This window comes from Rhodoferax sp. RT4P68 (genome assembly GCF_056521305.1).
In genome coordinates, this window is the sequence record NZ_JBWMBB010000005.1 from 390522 (window position 1) to 405996 (window position 15475).

At 67.1% G+C, this 15475-nt stretch carries 16 protein-coding genes; 8 read left to right on the forward strand and 8 right to left on the reverse strand.

Annotated elements, in window-relative coordinates:
- Positions 1 to 39: 39 nt before the first annotated feature.
- The 6 genes from AC099J_RS13810 to AC099J_RS13835 all read right to left on the reverse strand — a co-directional run bounded on the left by AC099J_RS13810 (position 40) and on the right by AC099J_RS13835 (position 4603).
- Complete coding sequence (locus AC099J_RS13810; protein WP_479615926.1) at positions 40 to 1158, reverse strand: glycosyltransferase; 1119 nt, start codon at positions 1156 to 1158, stop codon at positions 40 to 42.
- Positions 1155 to 1409 (reverse strand): zinc-finger domain-containing protein, encoded by a 255-nt coding sequence (locus tag AC099J_RS13815; protein WP_479615828.1) that lies wholly within the window; start codon positions 1407 to 1409, stop codon positions 1155 to 1157. The genes AC099J_RS13810 and AC099J_RS13815 overlap by 4 nt, the downstream gene beginning before the upstream one ends.
- Positions 1410 to 1413: 4 nt before the next feature.
- Complete coding sequence (locus AC099J_RS13820) at positions 1414 to 2352, reverse strand: branched-chain amino acid transaminase (RefSeq protein ID WP_479615927.1); 939 nt, start codon at positions 2350 to 2352, stop codon at positions 1414 to 1416.
- A gap of 89 nt (positions 2353 to 2441) precedes the next feature.
- Positions 2442 to 2879 (reverse strand): glycerate kinase, encoded by a 438-nt coding sequence (locus AC099J_RS13825; RefSeq protein ID WP_479615829.1) that lies wholly within the window; start codon positions 2877 to 2879, stop codon positions 2442 to 2444.
- Between the two features lie 54 nt (positions 2880 to 2933).
- Positions 2934 to 3719 (reverse strand): enoyl-CoA hydratase/isomerase family protein, encoded by a 786-nt coding sequence (locus tag AC099J_RS13830; RefSeq protein ID WP_479615830.1) that lies wholly within the window; start codon positions 3717 to 3719, stop codon positions 2934 to 2936.
- Positions 3720 to 3811: 92 nt separating this feature from the next.
- A complete protein-coding gene (locus AC099J_RS13835) occupies positions 3812 to 4603 on the reverse strand; it encodes a TetR/AcrR family transcriptional regulator (protein WP_479615831.1) in 792 nt (263 codons plus the stop codon).
- 115 nt (positions 4604 to 4718) lie between these two features.
- Between AC099J_RS13835 and AC099J_RS13840 the strand changes: the two genes are divergently transcribed.
- The 6 genes from AC099J_RS13840 to AC099J_RS13865 all read left to right on the forward strand — a co-directional run bounded on the left by AC099J_RS13840 (position 4719) and on the right by AC099J_RS13865 (position 11670).
- Positions 4719 to 5627 carry an ABC transporter ATP-binding protein gene (locus AC099J_RS13840; RefSeq protein WP_479615832.1) on the forward strand — a complete coding sequence of 303 codons (909 nt, stop codon included), beginning with the start codon at positions 4719 to 4721 and terminating at the stop codon, positions 5625 to 5627.
- Between the two features lie 12 nt (positions 5628 to 5639).
- Positions 5640 to 6518 (forward strand): branched-chain amino acid ABC transporter permease, encoded by an 879-nt coding sequence (locus tag AC099J_RS13845; protein WP_479615833.1) that lies wholly within the window; start codon positions 5640 to 5642, stop codon positions 6516 to 6518.
- Positions 6519 to 6610: 92 nt separating this feature from the next.
- A complete protein-coding gene (locus tag AC099J_RS13850) occupies positions 6611 to 7648 on the forward strand; it encodes a branched-chain amino acid ABC transporter permease (RefSeq protein WP_479615834.1) in 1038 nt (345 codons plus the stop codon).
- Between the two features lie 11 nt (positions 7649 to 7659).
- Positions 7660 to 8847: an ABC transporter substrate-binding protein gene (locus AC099J_RS13855; RefSeq protein WP_479615835.1), complete on the forward strand. Its 1188-nt coding sequence runs from the start codon at positions 7660 to 7662 to the stop codon at positions 8845 to 8847.
- A gap of 87 nt (positions 8848 to 8934) precedes the next feature.
- Positions 8935 to 9750: an ABC transporter ATP-binding protein gene (locus AC099J_RS13860; RefSeq protein ID WP_479615836.1), complete on the forward strand. Its 816-nt coding sequence runs from the start codon at positions 8935 to 8937 to the stop codon at positions 9748 to 9750.
- A 105-nt stretch (positions 9751 to 9855) separates the two neighbouring features.
- On the forward strand, positions 9856 to 11670 hold the full coding sequence (locus AC099J_RS13865) for an AMP-dependent synthetase/ligase (protein ID WP_479615837.1): 1815 nt from the start codon (positions 9856 to 9858) through the stop codon (positions 11668 to 11670).
- Here AC099J_RS13865 and AC099J_RS13870 read toward each other — a convergent pair.
- On the reverse strand, positions 11591 to 11755 hold the full coding sequence (locus tag AC099J_RS13870) for an SWIM zinc finger family protein (protein ID WP_479615838.1): 165 nt from the start codon (positions 11753 to 11755) through the stop codon (positions 11591 to 11593). The genes AC099J_RS13865 and AC099J_RS13870 overlap by 80 nt on opposite strands.
- On the opposite strand from AC099J_RS13870, the gene AC099J_RS13875 reads away from it, so the two are divergent.
- Positions 11697 to 13097, forward strand: a complete 1401-nt coding sequence (locus tag AC099J_RS13875) for an HET domain-containing protein (RefSeq protein ID WP_479615839.1) — start codon at positions 11697 to 11699, stop codon at positions 13095 to 13097. The genes AC099J_RS13870 and AC099J_RS13875 overlap by 59 nt on opposite strands.
- A 337-nt stretch (positions 13098 to 13434) precedes the next feature.
- Here the strand turns inward: AC099J_RS13875 and AC099J_RS13880 are convergent, their stop codons facing one another.
- Complete coding sequence (locus AC099J_RS13880) at positions 13435 to 13746, reverse strand: hypothetical protein (protein ID WP_479615840.1); 312 nt, start codon at positions 13744 to 13746, stop codon at positions 13435 to 13437.
- Between the two features lie 293 nt (positions 13747 to 14039).
- Between AC099J_RS13880 and AC099J_RS13885 the strand changes: the two genes are divergently transcribed.
- Positions 14040 to 15203: an ATP-binding protein gene (locus AC099J_RS13885; RefSeq protein WP_479615841.1), complete on the forward strand. Its 1164-nt coding sequence runs from the start codon at positions 14040 to 14042 to the stop codon at positions 15201 to 15203.
- Positions 15204 to 15475 lie beyond the last annotated feature (272 nt).

The following is a 15475-nucleotide window of genomic DNA, read 5'->3' on the forward strand; positions in this document are numbered from 1 at the left end:
CAACCTGCGGCGCGATTCTTCTCGATGGCCAGGCGAGGCTCAAGCCCGCGCTGCGGCAAGCCCCTGCAGCAACAGATCCTCATAGCGGGCGGACATGGTGCCCAGCCCATAGAGACGGTGTGCATCCTCGCGCGCGGCCTGCGCCATGCGCGCGGCGTCCGCGTCCTGCGTGAACATGCGTGCCAGGGCGCTCGCCAGGGCTGCTGGATCGGCATGGTCGGCCAGCAGACCGTTGCGCCCGCTGTCGATCACCTCCTGCACGCCCACCACACGGCTGCCCACCACGGCGCAGCCTGCGGCCATGCCTTCGATCAGCGACAGGGGCATGCCCTCGTAATGCGTGGCCAGCACGCAGATGCGGTGCCCCATGAGCAGGGCGGGCACGTCTTTGCAGTGGCCGAGAAAGTTCACCTGACCGTCCAGGCCCAAAGCAGTGCACAGCTTCTGCGCAGCACGCAGCGCGCTCGCCTTGCCGCCGCCAGCCAGTTGCACCGAAGGGGTGAGGCCCTGCTCGCGCAGCAGCACGAGGGCGCGCAGCAGTGTGGCGTGGTCCTTCTGGCGCGCAAAGCGGCTCACCATCACGATGCCGGGCGCGCGGTCGCTCCAGGTCGGCACGGCCGCATAGGGTGCGAGGCGGATGGCGTTGGGGATGGCCACGAGCTTGTCTGCGGGGAAGCCCCGCTCCGCCAGGCTCTGGCGCACGCCCTCCGAGCAGCCGACGATGGCGTGGGTACGCGTTGCAAGCCACAGCGCCTGGCGTAGCCGCCAGGCCGTGTAGCGCTCGCGCGAGTTGTGCTCCACATGCACGATGCGCGGCACGCCGGCCAGCAGCCCGGCATAGCGCCCCCATAGGTGTTCGCTGAAACCATGCGCCACCAACACGTCCGGGCGGTAGCGGCGGCACACCGCCACCAGTTGCCAGACCGTGGCCAGGTGCGACCAGCCGGCCACGGTGTCCACGGCCAAGCCCTGGTCGCGCAGCGCCTGCACGCGCTCTGGCCGTGTCGTGCGCTTGCGGCGCAACACCAACAGGGCGTCGCACCGACCAGAGGCCGCGTGCGCCTGCACCAGATCGACTGCGACTTGCGTGGCGCCTGAGAAGCCGCCCGTCACGAAGTGCAGAACGCGGGGCCGCTCTGCCACGACCGCTGTGGTCAGTGGCCGCCGCCGAAGTGCTCGCCAGGCTTCAACGCATACAGCGTGCCGCAATACGGGCACTTGGCCTCGCCCGTCCTGGCCACGTCCAGATACACCTTGGGGTGGGCGCTCCACAACGGCATGTGGGCCTGGGGGCTGGGGCAGAAGACGCCGCCCTGCGAGTTCAGATCCTTGGCGGCCAGTTCGATGCGCGAGCGGCGCTCGCTGGAGGAGGCCTGAGCGGCCAATGGGGTGCGCGGCGTCGTGGACATGGGGTCAAACTTTCGTCAGCCAGTGGGCGTACTTGGGGTTGCGGCCGTTCACGATGTCGAAGAACGCGCTCTGGATTTTCTCGGTGATCGGGCCGCGCGAACCGCTGCCCAGCTCGACGCGGTCGAGCTCGCGGATCGGCGTCACTTCGGCCGCAGTGCCGGTGAAGAAGGCCTCGTCGGCGATGTAGATCTCATCGCGCGTGATGCGCTTTTGCACGAGCTCGATGCCCAGATCCTTGCAGATGTGCAGCACGGTATTGCGCGTGATGCCGTTCAGCGCGCCGGCCGACAGGTCGGGCGTGTAGACCACACCATCCTTGATGACGAACACGTTCTCGCCCGCGCCTTCGCTGACGAAGCCGGACGCATCGAGCAGCAGCGCCTCGTCGTAGCCGTCGTCCAGCGCTTCCATGTTGGCCAGAATCGAGTTCGTGTAGTTGCTGACCGCCTTGGCCTGCGTCATCGTGATGTTGACGTGGTGGCGTGTGTAGCTCGACGTCTTCACGCGGATGCCGCGCTGCATGCCTTCCTCACCGAGGTAGGCGCCCCAGGCCCAGGCCGCAACCATCAGGTGGATGGTGTTGCCCCTGGGGCTGACGCCCAGCTTTTGCGAGCCGATCCATGCCAGTGGGCGCAGATAGCAGCTGGCCAGCTTGTTCTCGCGCACCACGGCCTTTTGCACCTCGTTGACCTCTTCGATGCTGAAGGGGATCTTCATGCGCAGGATCTTGGCGCTGTTGAACAGGCGTTGCGTGTGCTCCTGCAGGCGGAAGATGGCCGTACCGTCCACCGTGTCGTAGGCGCGCACGCCCTCGAAGGCGCCGCAGCCGTAGTGCAGCGTGTGCGTCAGCACGTGGATCTTCGCGTCGCGCCAGTCGACCATCTGGCCGTCCATCCAGATCTTGCCGTCACGGTCGGCCATCGAAGGGGCTGGGGGGATCAGACTCATGCGAAATCCTGGTTATGTTGTGTAGGTATGGCGCCGTGGGACGCGGCCTTGCGGGCCGGTACCCCCCGGGCAAGCGCAGGATTTTACGGTGCCGCTGGCGGCACAGCGGGGGTCGGCGGCGCCTCGTCCGCCGGTGCCGGGCGCACCATGTCCCAGCTTTGCACCTTGCCGCCCTGGAACACGCAGGTCACGTAAGAGCCGCCGGTGTCGGTCCAGCGGTAGATCTCGGGCTGCGTGTCTTTGGGGGACTGCAGGGCACCGAGTGCGCGCGTCATGGCGACCACATGCAGCAGGCTCATGCCCGGCTTGAGCTTGGCGTTCAGCATCACGGCGCTGGCCACGTGGCCGATGGGCCGGTCGGCCGCGCGCTTCATGACCTGCATCATGCGCGTGACGTGCAGCAGGGCCCACATGACGATGGCGCCACCCACCATGGCAAGGCCGGGCCAGCCGTAGTTCTGCCAGGCAGCGCCCAGGACGACCAGGCCGATGACGGGGACGAGGATGTTCATGAACTTCATGTGGCGATTTTCGCCTGGGCGTGCAGCCCGTCAGGTATGGCGCCCCTGGCGCTGTCAACAGCCCTGGAACACCGGCTTGCCGCGCGCGAAGAAGGCGTCCACCCCGCTGCGGAAATCGTCCGTCGCGGCGCAGACCTGGAACGCGGCTGACTCGGCGTCCAGCTGCTCGGGCAGCGTGCGGTCGAGACTGCCGCGCACCAGCCGGCGCAGCTGGCCCAGCGCCACCGTGGGGCCGTTGGCCAGGCGCTGCGCCAAGGCCATCGCCTCGCCGGCCAGCGCATCGGCCGGCAGCACGCGGTTGATGAGGCCGATGCGCTCGGCGGCTGGCGCATCGAGCATGTCGCCCAGGAGCGCAATCTCCAGTGCGCGGCGCATGCCGACCCAGCGCGGCAGCGCCCACGAAGCGCCCACGTCGCAGCTGGCGCCGATGTTCACGTAGGCCAGGTTGAAACGCGTGCCCTCGGCCGCAAGCACGAAATCGGCCTGCAGCATCAGGCTCAGCCCGGCGCCGGCCGCCACGCCGTGCACCTGGGCCACGATGGGCGCATCGATACCGGCCAGCACCACCAGCGCTTCGTGCAGCGGGCCGATCAAGGCCTTGGCGCCGCCCAGCGGGTCGGCCTGCAGCACGGCCAGGTCGCCGCCCGCCATGAAGCCCTTGCCGGCACCGCTCAGCAAGACAGCGCGCACGGTCTTGTCGGCAGCGATGCTGTTGGCTGCTGCCAGGAAGGCCTCCGCCATGGGCACATCCAGCGCGTTCAGCGCGGCCGGGCGGTTGAAGCAGAGGGTGGCGACCGCGCCTTCGCGGCCGACCAGCAAAGGGGCGTTGTCGTTCGTCATGGATGTGCCTTGGACTTCGTGGGGTGGGTCGGGGCCGGGGCCGGGGTTGGCTTTGGCTTTGGCTTTGGCTTTGGCTTTGGCTTTGGCTTTGGCTATAGCTTCGGTTTCGGCTTCGGTTCAGGCAGCGCAGCACGCTTGCTCGCCGTCGCACGGTGCGGTGCGACCGCCGTACCTGCGGGTGGAGCCGGCGCCAGCACCCCCCCCAGCAGCAGCGCGATGCCCTGGTCGGCGATCTGGGCGGGCGTCATCGTGCCCTCGGGCCGGTACCAGCGGCCGACCCAGCTCAGCGCGCCGGCCAGCATGAAGGCCGCCAGCTTGGGATCGCAGGGCTTGAGCGAGCCCTCGGCCACACCCTCGGCGATGAGGTGGCGAAACTCGTGGTCGATGCCGGCTTTGAGGCGCCGCAGTTCCTTCTTGAGCGGCGGCGGCAGCGGGTCTTCGCCGATGCGGATCACACAGCGGCCGAAGTCGTCCAGCACGATGCCGGCGTAGATGCGCATGCAGGCTTCCAGCTGGTCCAGCGCGCGGCCGCCGCCCTGGCGCACCTCGGCAATGCCGGCCTGCATCATGGCCAGCGCGTGGCGCACGCATTCGAGCAGGATGTCGTCCTTGCTCTTGACGTAGTAGTACAGCGTGGGCTTGGTGACGTGCAGCCGCTCGGCGATGTCATCGAGCGAGGTCGCGTGAAAGCCGCGCTCGTTGAAGAGGCGCGCCGCCGTCTGCAGCACGGCCTGGCGCTTTTTTTCGCGTTGGTCGACGCGCGCGCCGCTGGCCAGCCAGGGCGAGGCAATCGCCTTGGCGGCGCGGCGGCGGGGCGTGGTGGTCACAGGTGGTCTCTCGGCTTGGCTTTGCTGTCGAGCATGCTGGCCCGGTACGGCGCTCATGGTATTTCCCGATGCCGGCGCGGTCGCGATGTCACGAAGATCGCGACGTTACCGGCGGGTAGAAAGTCTACGAACCAGTAGCCCCCTCGGCATCCAGGAACAAACCCCTACAGCCATGGCCATCGACCTGCCACTTGCCAGCGCCGCACCCGTTCTGCGGGTGGAGGCGTTGACGCTGGCGTTCGGCGGCGTGAAGGCGTTGAACGGCGTGGGCTTCGACGTGCAGCCGGGCAGCATCACCGCCGTGATCGGCCCCAACGGCGCGGGCAAGACCTCTTTGTTCAACACCGTCTCGGGCTTTTACCGGCCCACGGCCGGCCGCGTGCTGTTCGAGGGCGCCGACATCACGCGCGTGCCCGCCCCCAAGCGGGCCGCGATGGGCCTGGCACGCAGCTTCCAGAACATCGCGCTGTTCCGCGGCATGACGGTGCTGGACAACATCAAGCTGGGCCGCCACGCGCACCTGAAAACCAACGTGTTCGAGGCCTTGTTCTACCTGGGGCGCGCGCGTCGCGAAGAGGCAGAGTTGCGGCGCGATGTCGAGGAACGCATCATCGATTTCCTGGAGATCGACCACATCCGCCACGCCAGCGTGGCCGCCCTGCCCTACGGACTGCAAAAACGCGTGGAGATGGCGCGCGCGCTGGCCATGCTCCTCGACGGGCCGCCCCGAGAGGCGCGCAGCGCAAGCCGTCAGGCCGACGCTTCTTCAGTCCGCCCCAAGGTGCTGATGCTGGACGAGCCCGTGGCCGGCATGAACCGCGAGGAGACCGAAGACATGGCGCGCTTCATCCTCGACGTGCGGCGCGAGTGGGGCATCACCGTGCTGATGGTCGAGCACGACATGGCCATGGTGATGGACCTGTCGGACCACGTGGTGGTGCTGAACTTCGGCCAGGTGATCGCGCAGGGCACGCCGCAGCAGGTGCAGGCCGACCCGGAGGTGGTGCGCGCGTACCTGGGCGCGGGCGACGTCGGCGAACTGCGGCGCAAGCTGCGCGGCCCGGCCGCCCTGGCCGCCTGACGGACGTACCCCATGGACTGGGCCTACCTGTTCGAGATCGCGCTGACCGGCATCGCCAGCGGCGGGCTCTATGCGCTGGCGGCGCTGGCCTTCGTGCTGGTCTACAAGGCCACGCGCGTGGTCAACATCGCCATCGGCGAGATGCTGATGGTCGGCGCCTATCTGTTCTTCGCCTTCGCCACGACGATGGCGCTGCCGATCTGGCTGGCCGTGCTGGGGGCGGTGCTGGGCACGGGCCTTTTGGGCGCGGTGGTGGAGCGCACCATGATCCGCCCGCTGATGGGCGAGCCGCCGATCTCGGTGTTCATGGTGACGGTGGGGCTGGCGTCCATCCTCGTGGGGCTGGTCGAGATCATCTGGACAGCGGACCAACGCCGGCTGCCCGAGTTCTTCCCGAACACGCCGGTGATGGTGGGCGAAGCCTTCCTCGCGCCCAAGGTGGCGTATGGATCGCTGGCGGCCGTGGTGTTGATCGCGGCGGTGCTGGTGCTGTTTCGCTTCTGGCGTGGCGGCGTGGCCTTGCGCGCCACCGCGTCGGACCAGGGCGCGGCCTCCATGATGGGCATCAACGTGCCGCGCGTGTTCTCGCTGGCCTGGGTGGCGTCGGCCATGATCGCGGCGGTTGCCGGCATCGTGGTCGGCGCCATCGGTGGCATTTCGTCGTCGATGGGTGTGTTCGGGCTGTCGGTGCTGGTGGTGGTGATCGTGGGCGGGCTCGACAGCGTGCTGGGGGCGCTGGTGGGCGGGCTGCTGATCGGCTTGATCGAGGCGCTGGCGGGGGCTTACCTGGGCGGCGAATACAAGCTGCTGGCCACCTTCATCGTGCTGGTGGTCGTGCTGATGGTTCGGCCGTACGGGCTGTTCGGCACGCATGAGATCGAAAGACTGTAGGTGCCGTACCCCCACGCTCGGCACTTCGTGTCCTCGCTGCCCCCCGGGGGGGCGCTGTTCGCCCTGGGGGGGGCCCGGCGGGCGAACTGACCATGCGCATCGGCACCCTCAAGCAGACCTACACCGCCGACGCGGCGCTGTTCGACTCGCGCACGCAGAAGACGTGGCTGGCCATTGGAGCCGCGCTGCTGCTGCTTTTCCCCTTCGTCGCCAGCGACTACTGGCTGTACCTGGCCTGCCTGGTGGCCATCAACGTGGCCAGCGCCACCGGGCTGAACATCCTCACCGGCTACACCGGCCTGGTGAGCCTGGGTCAGGCCGCCTTCATGGGCCTGGGCGCGTACACGGTGGCCATCCTGCAGACGCGCTACGGCACGCCGTTCCTTTTGAACATCCTGGCGGGCGGCGTGGTCGCCATGCTGGGCGGCATCGTCGTGGGCATCCCGTCGTTGCGCGTGAAGGGGCTGTATCTGGCGATCGCCACCATCGCCGCATCGTTCATCGCGCACTTCCTGTTCGCCAACCTCACGCTCACGGGCGGCACCACGGGCCTCTCGCTGAAGCCCGCAACGGTGTTCGGTCTGCCGCTGGACACCTCGTTCCGCATCTACTGGCTGATCGTGCCGGTGATGCTGCTGATGGTGCTGGGCGCGGCCAACCTGTTTCGCACGCGCGTGGGCCGGGCGTTCATCGCCATCCGCGACCGCGACATCTCGGCCGAGGTGCTGGGCATCCCGTTGTTGCGCACCAAGCTGTTGTCGTTCGGCCTGTCGTCGTTCTACGCGGGCGTGGCGGGCGGGCTGTGGGCCTACTTCTTTCGCGTGGTCACGCCCGAGAGCTTTCCGCTCCTGATGTCGATCTTCTTCCTGGCCGCCATCATCGTGGGCGGCATGGGCAGCATCCTGGGCGGCATCCTGGGTGCCGTGTTCATGACGCTGGTGCCCGAGGTGCTAAAGCTCATCTTCGACCTGCTGCCGGGCGGCACCGAGATGACGGTGTTCCTGTCGCCGGTGCGCACGGTCGTGTTCGGCCTGCTGATCGTCGGCTTTCTGGTGTTCGAGCCGCACGGGCTCGCCGAAATGTGGCGGCGCGTCCGCCGCTTCTTTCACTTGTGGCCTTTTAGAAACTGAAGGAGACCGACATGCGCGCAGACAAGACCCCCACCTCCACACGCCGCCGCAGCCTGGTGCTCGGCGCCGGCGCCGCACTGGCCGCGGGCACGCTGCCGTTGACGGTGCGCGCCCAGGCCGAAGACATCGTCATCGGCGGCTCCATCCCCATGACGGGCGTGTTCGCGTTCGCTGGCATCGGCATCAACGCCGGCATTGCCGACTACGTGAAGATCGTCAATGACGCGGGCGGCATCAAGGGCCGCAAGCTGCGCTACGTGCCCGAGGACACGGGCTACAAGGTCGACGTGTCGGTGGCCGCGTTCAAGAAGATCACCAGCCAGAACAAGGTGCATCTGTACTACGGCGACTCCACCGGCTTTGCCAAGACCATCAACCCCGAGCTGGACCGCAGCGGCCAGATCCTGATGGCCGGCGCATCGTTTGCGACCGAGCTGAACAACCCGGCCAAGTACCCCAACCAGTTTCTGGTGGGGCCGGATTACACCGAGATGATCGGCATTCTCTTGCGCCACATCGCCAAGGAAAAGCCGGGTGCCAAGGTGGCCTTCGTCTACAGCGATTCCGAGTTTGGCCGCGACCCGATCGACGAGAGCGAGGCAGAGGCCAAGAAGCTGGGCCTGTCGGTGCCCGTCAAGATCATGACGCCACCCGGCAGCGTGGACGTGTCGACCGAGGTCATCAAGCTGCGCCGCGCCGCGCCCGACTACACCATCTTCCACGGATATGTGTTGGCGCCAATTCCCGAGTTCATCCAGCAAGGCAAGCAGCAGGGCATGACGAGCAAGTGGATGGGCACCTTCTGGACGATGGACAGCTCCACCGTGATGAAGATGGGCGAGGCGGGCGACGGCTTCATGGGCGTGATGCCGTTTCGCTACTACTACGACACCGAGAAGGCGCCGATGCTGGAGAAGATCCGCGCGCTGCGGCCGGAGTACCAGAGCACGGCGTACATCCAGGGCTTCTTGACAGCCATGCTGTTCACCGAGGCGGCCAAGCGCACGCTGGACGCGGGCAAGCCGCTGGACGGCAAGAATTTGAAGGCGGCGCTGAACACGATCAAGGACTTCGACACGGGCGGCATCATCGGCACGCCGATCACGATCTCGGGCAACTCGATCCCGGTGGGCCGGGTGTACCGCGCCGACATGAAGGCGCAGAAGATGGTCGCCGCCTCCGATTGGATCAAGCTCTAGAAATGCAGCCCCCACGCTCATCGCTTCGCGTATCGCTGCCCCCCGAGGGGGCGCTCAGTGGCTTCGGGCGGCCGGGCGCTCACTGACATGTCCGCATCGCCCGGCGCGATCCTCGAAGTCAACAACATCGAGGTGGTCTACAACAAGGTCGTGCAGGTGCTGCGCGGCCTGTCGCTGGCCGTGCCGCGCGGGCAGATCGTGGCGCTGCTGGGCAGCAACGGGGCCGGCAAGTCCACGACGCTCAAGGCCATCTGCGGCCTGCTGCCGCTGGAAGACGGCGAGCTGCAGGCCGGGCAGATTGCGTTCGACGGCGCGCCCACAGGTGGGGAACTACCGCACCAGCTGGTACGCCGCGGCCTGGCCCATGTGATGGAAGGCCGGCGCGTGTTCGAAGACCTGACGATCGAAGAGAACCTGATCGCCGCCACCTACGCGCTGACCGGCCGCAAGGCCGCGCCCAAGGACTTCGACGCCGTGTACGCCTACTTCCCGCGCCTGCACGAGCGGCGCAAGGGCCTGGCCGGCTACCTCTCGGGCGGCGAGCAGCAGATGCTGGCCATCGGCCGTGCGCTGGTGGCCGAGCCGCAACTCATCCTGCTGGACGAGCCCTCGCTGGGCCTGTCGCCCCTGCTGGTGGAGGAGATCTTCACCATCATCGCGCGCATCAACGCCGAGCGTGGCGTGTCGATGTTGCTGGTGGAGCAGAACGCCAGCGTGGCGCTGGCCGTGGCCGACTTCGGCTACATCATGGAGAGCGGCCGTATCGTGATCGACGGCAGCGCCGAGCGGCTGGCGGCCGACCTGGACGTGCGCGAGTTCTACCTGGGCGTGGGCGGCAGCGGCGAGGCCCGCAGCTTCAAGGAGTTGAAGCACTACAAGCGGCGCAAAAGGTGGTTGTCGTGACCCCGTACTCACGTCCTCGCCCCTCGCGGGAGAGGGCCGGGGAGAGGGGGCGCACCCGCGCTGCCGCGCCTCCAGAAGCCTCTTCTTCCCCAAGGCACACGCACCATGCAACTGCCTGAGAAAACACTCCCCCAGATGCTGCGCGCGCAGGCGCAACGCCAGCCCACGGCCATCGCCATCCGGCAGAAGGACTTCGGCATCTGGCAGCCCCTGACTTGGGGCCACTACCTGCGCCGCGCCAGCCATGTCGGCCTGGGCTTGGCGAGCATCGGTCTGGGCAAAGGCAGCCACGTGGGCGTGCTGTCCGAGAACCGCGTCGAATGGGTGCTGGCGCAGATGGGCACGGGCCTCATCGGCGCCGTGACGGTCGGCGTCTACCCCACCAGCCCCACGAACGAAGTGGCCTACGTGCTGGGCCATGCGGATGTGGAGGTGGTCGTCTGCGAAGACCAGGAGCAGGCCGACAAGGTGCTGGAGGCCATCGCGCAGCTGCCCCGGCTGCGCCGCATCGTCATCGTCGAGACCAAGGGCCTGGCCAGCTACGCGCCCGAGGCCCGCGCGCTGATCACCAGCTTCGTCGAACTCGAAGCCGCCGGTGCCGCGCTGCAGGCCGCAGAGGGTAACACGCGCATCGATGCGGCCCTGGCCGCGCAGACGCTGGACGACATCGGATTGATGATCTACACGTCCGGCTCCACCGGCGCGCCCAAGGGCGCCATGGTGTCGTGGCGCAACATCCGCGGCGTGGTGCCCGGCATCGTCGACCGGCTGGGGCTCAACGAGCACACCACGCACCTGTCGTACCTGCCGCTATGCCACGTGGCCGAGCAGATGTTCACCAGCTTCGTGCCGCTGTACCTGGGCACGCAGGTCAACTTCGGCGAATCAATCCGCACCGTGCAGGAAGACCTGCGCGAGGTGGCGCCCACCATGTTCCTGGGCGTGCCGCGCATCTGGGAAAAGCTGCACGCCGCCATCAGCATCAAGATGCAGGAGACCGGCGGCCTGCGCCGCGCGCTGTACACCCGCGCCCTGGCAGCGTGCGCGCCGCTGGCCGAGAAGCCGCGCAGTGCGTGGACGCTGGGCGAACGCGCGCGGTATGGGCTTGCCTATTGGACGGTGCTGCGGGCGCTGCAGAACTTCATCGGCCTGCGCCGCGCTGCCGTGGCGCTGACGGGCGCAGCGCCCATCCCGCCCGACGTGGTGCGCTTCTTCCGCACGCTGGGCGTGCCGCTGGTCGAGGTCTACGGCCTGACCGAGTCCACCGGCATGGTGACCGGCCACCGCCGCGACGCCATGCAGATCGGCACCGTGGGTCCGACCACATTGGGCGTCGAATACCGGTTGGGCGACAAGGACGAGCTGCAGATCCGCGGCGACATGGTGTTCGCCGGCTACTACAAGAACCCCGAGGCCACGGGCGCGTCGATCCAGGACGGCTGGCTGCACACCGGCGACGTGGTGCGTGAGGAACCGGGCGGCCAGCTGCGCATCGTGGACCGGCTGAAGGACATCATGATCACGGCCGGCGGCAAGAACCTGACGCCGTCGGAGATCGAGAACACCATGAAGGCCAGCCCGTACATCAAGGAGTGCATCGCCATCGGCGAAGGCCGCAAGTTCGTGGCGGCGCTGGTGCAGATCGACTACGAGACGGTCGCGCAATGGGCCGAGGCGCGGAGGATTCCGTTCACGCACTTTCGCTCACTGGTGGAGCGGGCGGAGGTGGTGCAGCTCATCGACGAGGAGATTGCCAAAGGCAACGCGCGGCTGGCGCAGGTGTCGCAGGTGCGCAAGGTGCATCTGCTGGTGAAGGAGCTGGACCATGACGATGGCGAGGTCACGGCGACGATGAAGGTGCGCAGGGGGAGTGTTTACAAGGCGTATGCAGGGGAAATCGAGGGCATGTACAAAAGATAGCGCGGCCACGCGCACAAGGATCGACGATGAATACAAGCACGGATTTCTTCCGCGTTCTCGTCAAGGCCAGCGTCGCCGACACCATTGGCCCCGATGCGGAGCACTACGTCCTCGGTGGCACGACGTGGGTGCTGCAGGAATGCGACGACGCTTCGACGGCAATGGCCTCACACAGTTACACCTGCGTGTCCTATGCGTGGGGCGATGCGATGCAGCCGCACCCGCATGACCCATCTGTCGAGATCTCCGCCCGTGCCCTACGGGTGGCTGAGACCGCCATCGCCGTGCTGGCCCCATCCGCGCTCTGGATCGACGCGCTCTGCGTTCCACACAGCGGCCCGGTGCGCGCCGAATGCTTGCGGCATCTGGGGTCGATCTATGCACGCGCCTCGCAAGTCGTCGCCGTGCTCTCGGCACCGTGTGCTCCCACGATCCAGCTGCTGGCCACTGGCGGTCATGCCGGGCTGCAACCGGATGGCCTCGAAGCCGACGACTGGGTGGCGCGAGCCTGGACCTACCAGGAGATCATGAACAGCCGGGAGATGCATCTGGCAGCCGAGGGAGGCCAGGTTGCCGTGACAGCGATGGAGTTCCTCGACGGGGTCGGGCACTACCTCGTGGACCGTGGACACGCGCTCGGAACCAACGCGTTCGAACTCAAGACGCTGTATCCCCATCTCAATGCATTGCAGGACCTGATGGTGGAGTGGCAGATCGGAGACCCCCTGCAGCGGCCCGTGTTCCAGCTCATCGGAGGGATGACGGAACGGCGGTCCACGCAGGAGCATGAGCGATTCGATGCGCTGCTCGGCATGGTCGAGGACGCATCGACAGCGCCGGCGCCGCACGCGCAAGAATTGCCTGCACTCGAAGCTGTTCTACGCGCATGCGACGTCAAGCAGGACTTCTCATATGTCTACGCGATCAGTGCGCGTTCGCTCGAAGCGGGACGCGGCTGGCGGCCAGCGCCACCGGGACCGCTGCACGCGCCGATCCAGTGGCACAGCTATGGCGACGGGCAGTCGGGCACGCTGTTCCCGACCCACCTGCGCCTGGAACAGGTCTGCTTGCTCGTTCCGGGCCGCCTGACCGATGTCGGTATCGATCAGCTATGCCACTGGCTCGGCATGGACCGGCAAGCGTTCGATACGGACGTCGCGATCGAAAGCGCCTACCGGCGCATGTGCCACGCTGGATTCACCGGCTGCCCTGACGCGATTCAGGTGGGCGCCGGCATTGTCTTCAGGCAGGAGGCGCATGACGATCCAGTGCATCTTGCCGTGGTCGTCCCGTCGGGCATTCGGTGGGTGCACGGCGCGCCTGCGCTACTAGTGGAGCCCAGCGGACACGACGGGCTGAAGTTCCGCGACGTCGGCGTGTTCGTCGGCGCCATGCCGGATGGCGCGCGCTCTGTGCTGCTGATTTGACGACTGCGAGGACGCCGGGGTCTTCCGGGTCACCAACAAACCGCCTGCGTCAATTGGATCCAGCAGGCAGAACCGGCATCAGATGCGCGTGCTTTACCAGTACCAGAAGTCGTTTTGATCTAGGACGTAGACGTAGACCCTTGCGCATCGGTGCTGCGGCGCGCGGCCTTCCCGTGCCGCTGCGCAAACGCGCGGGCGACTTCCACTCCGGCGCCGACGCCATCACCATGATGACGTTGCGGGTTAGCAGGGGCTGGGAGTTTGCTGTCGTCGCCATGGCGCCCCACAACGAAGATACCGCCCGAAGGCGGTTTCATCACGGAGCATTCCAAGCCTTTCAGACTTCGCCGCCCAGGTGCGCGCCGTGCTGCACGGCGTAGACGGCTTCGGCGCGGACGGCATCACGCGCCAGCGTGCTGCTGTCGTGTGCCACGGCGCCCACGTCGGCGCCTTCGCCCACTTCAGGCAGCGCATCGTTGCGCTGGGCTTGCAGGTAGTCGGCACGCACGGCTTCGCGGGTCAGGTTGCTCTTGGCGCTGCTCACCGGGGGCACGTAGCCGACTTCACCGCTGATGTTGTCGCCAGCGAAGCTGGGGGCTGCGGCAAAACCGGCGGCGGCGATCAGGGCGGAGGCGATGAACTTGTTCATGATGGATTCCTTTGAAAGTGACGGTTGCGACTTCTCATGTCGGCGGGGCCGGACCTTCCGTCCCCGTCCTCGATGAGGCGTCTTGTGTGCGTCTCATCGATGGGTTGAATTGTGGAATCCGCGACCCGAAAGAAAAACCGTGCACCGGGCAATGGATCGTTTCCGCACGCGGAACAATCGCCGCATGGGCGCCCGCCATGGCGCCACGCCAAGTCGCGCACATGGTGATGGCAGGGGCCGCGATGGCGGCCAGCGCGCTTACAATTTAGAAATCCAATTTCTGATTTGTAAGTATGGTCCCGCGCCAAGCCCAACCCACGCTGCTGCAACTCGCACGTGGTTACCCGATCCTGGCGATCACCGGCCCACGCCAATCGGGCAAGACAACGCTGGCCCGAAGTACCTTTCCCGACCGCTCCTACGTCTCGCTGGAAGACCCCGACACCCGCGCCTTCGCCGACGAAGACCCACGCGGATTCCTGGCTCGCTACCCGGACGGCGCCATCCTCGACGAAGCCCAGCGTTGCCCGGCCCTGTTCTCTTACCTGCAAACGCGCGTGGACGCAGACCAGCGCATGGGCCGGTTCGTGCTGATCGGCTCGCAGCAGTTCGGGCTGCTCTCCAGCATCACGCAGACGCTGGCGGGCCGGGTGGGACTGGTGCAGTTGCTGCCGTTCGAATTGCAGGAACTGCTGGACGCCCAGGTCGTCGTGGGGAGCCTCGACGACCTTCTGCTGCGCGGCCTGTATCCACCACTGCACGACCGCCCCCTGGTGCCAGAGCAGTGGTTTGCCAACTACGTGATGACCTATGTGGAGCGCGATGTGCGCCAGCTCATCGAGGTGCAGAACCTGAGCCTGTTCCAGCGCTTCCTGAAGATGTGCGCGGCCCGCTGCGGGCAGTTGCTCAACATGTCTAGCCTGGCCAACGACTGCGGCGTGTCGTACAAGACCATCGGCGCGTGGCTGTCGGTACTGGAGGCGGGCTACATCGTGTTCCTGCTGCAGCCACACCACCAGAACCTGGGCAAGCGGCTGGTCAAAACGCCCAAGCTGTACTTCCACGACACCGGCCTCGCCGCATACCTGATGGGCATCCGCGATGCCGCGCACCTGTCCATCCACGCCGCGCGCGGTGCGCTGTTCGAGAACTTCGTGGTCTGCGAACTGATGAAGCGCCGCTACAACCAGGGTCTTTCGGCCAACCTCTTCTTCTGGCGCAGCAACACGGGCGACGAGGTGGATGTGCTGATCGAGCAGGGCGACAAGCTGATGCCGGTGGAGATCAAGTCCGGCCAAACCTTTCACACCGATTTTTTGGCCGGCCTGCACAAGTGGCAACGCCATGCTGGCGACTTGGCGCTGCCTGCGCATCTGGTCTACGGCGGTGACGACAACATGGTGCGCGAAGGGGTGTCGGTGCATGCATGGCATGGGATGCAACACACGCCCGGCTGATCGACGCCACGCCCCCATTCCCCCGCCCGCCCTGCGGGCAATCGCGCCCCCGCTAGACTCCGCCCGCTCTTATTGGGGAGTAGCCACCGGGATGCGTCTGCACGCCAGCACGCCATCCCGGAGCAGCGTCGTCAGTACGGCCGGGGTGCCCTGCACCGCGGCCCGGCGCTGCCAGTCACGGCACCGGTCCTGCACCGCGTGAACGTCGGCACGGCAAGACCAGTCTTGGGTTCCTGAAGCCATCACGGCGTGCTCTGCAAAGGGCCGCCGGG

What these genes read in the sequence shown, in the direction of transcription:
- AC099J_RS13880 (WP_479615840.1), bottom strand. Translation starts at nt 13,746, where the DNA reads ATGAACAAGTTCATCGCCTCCGCCCTGATCGCCGCCGCCGGTTTTGCC.
- AC099J_RS13875 (WP_479615839.1), top strand. Translation starts at nt 11,697, where the DNA reads ATGAATACAAGCACGGATTTCTTCCGCGTTCTCGTCAAGGCCAGCGTC.
- AC099J_RS13825 (WP_479615829.1), bottom strand. Translation starts at nt 2,879, where the DNA reads ATGAAGTTCATGAACATCCTCGTCCCCGTCATCGGCCTGGTCGTCCTG.
- AC099J_RS13855 (WP_479615835.1), top strand. Translation starts at nt 7,660, where the DNA reads ATGCGCGCAGACAAGACCCCCACCTCCACACGCCGCCGCAGCCTGGTG.
- AC099J_RS13815 (WP_479615828.1), bottom strand. Translation starts at nt 1,409, where the DNA reads ATGTCCACGACGCCGCGCACCCCATTGGCCGCTCAGGCCTCCTCCAGC.
- AC099J_RS13885 (WP_479615841.1), top strand. Translation starts at nt 14,040, where the DNA reads ATGGTCCCGCGCCAAGCCCAACCCACGCTGCTGCAACTCGCACGTGGT.
- AC099J_RS13860 (WP_479615836.1), top strand. Translation starts at nt 8,935, where the DNA reads ATGTCCGCATCGCCCGGCGCGATCCTCGAAGTCAACAACATCGAGGTG.
- AC099J_RS13830 (WP_479615830.1), bottom strand. Translation starts at nt 3,719, where the DNA reads ATGACGAACGACAACGCCCCTTTGCTGGTCGGCCGCGAAGGCGCGGTC.
- AC099J_RS13850 (WP_479615834.1), top strand. Translation starts at nt 6,611, where the DNA reads ATGCGCATCGGCACCCTCAAGCAGACCTACACCGCCGACGCGGCGCTG.
- AC099J_RS13835 (WP_479615831.1), bottom strand. Translation starts at nt 4,603, where the DNA reads ATGAGCGCCGTACCGGGCCAGCATGCTCGACAGCAAAGCCAAGCCGAG.
- AC099J_RS13870 (WP_479615838.1), bottom strand. Translation starts at nt 11,755, where the DNA reads ATGGTGTCGGCGACGCTGGCCTTGACGAGAACGCGGAAGAAATCCGTG.
- AC099J_RS13865 (WP_479615837.1), top strand. Translation starts at nt 9,856, where the DNA reads ATGCAACTGCCTGAGAAAACACTCCCCCAGATGCTGCGCGCGCAGGCG.
- AC099J_RS13845 (WP_479615833.1), top strand. Translation starts at nt 5,640, where the DNA reads ATGGACTGGGCCTACCTGTTCGAGATCGCGCTGACCGGCATCGCCAGC.
- AC099J_RS13840 (WP_479615832.1), top strand. Translation starts at nt 4,719, where the DNA reads ATGGCCATCGACCTGCCACTTGCCAGCGCCGCACCCGTTCTGCGGGTG.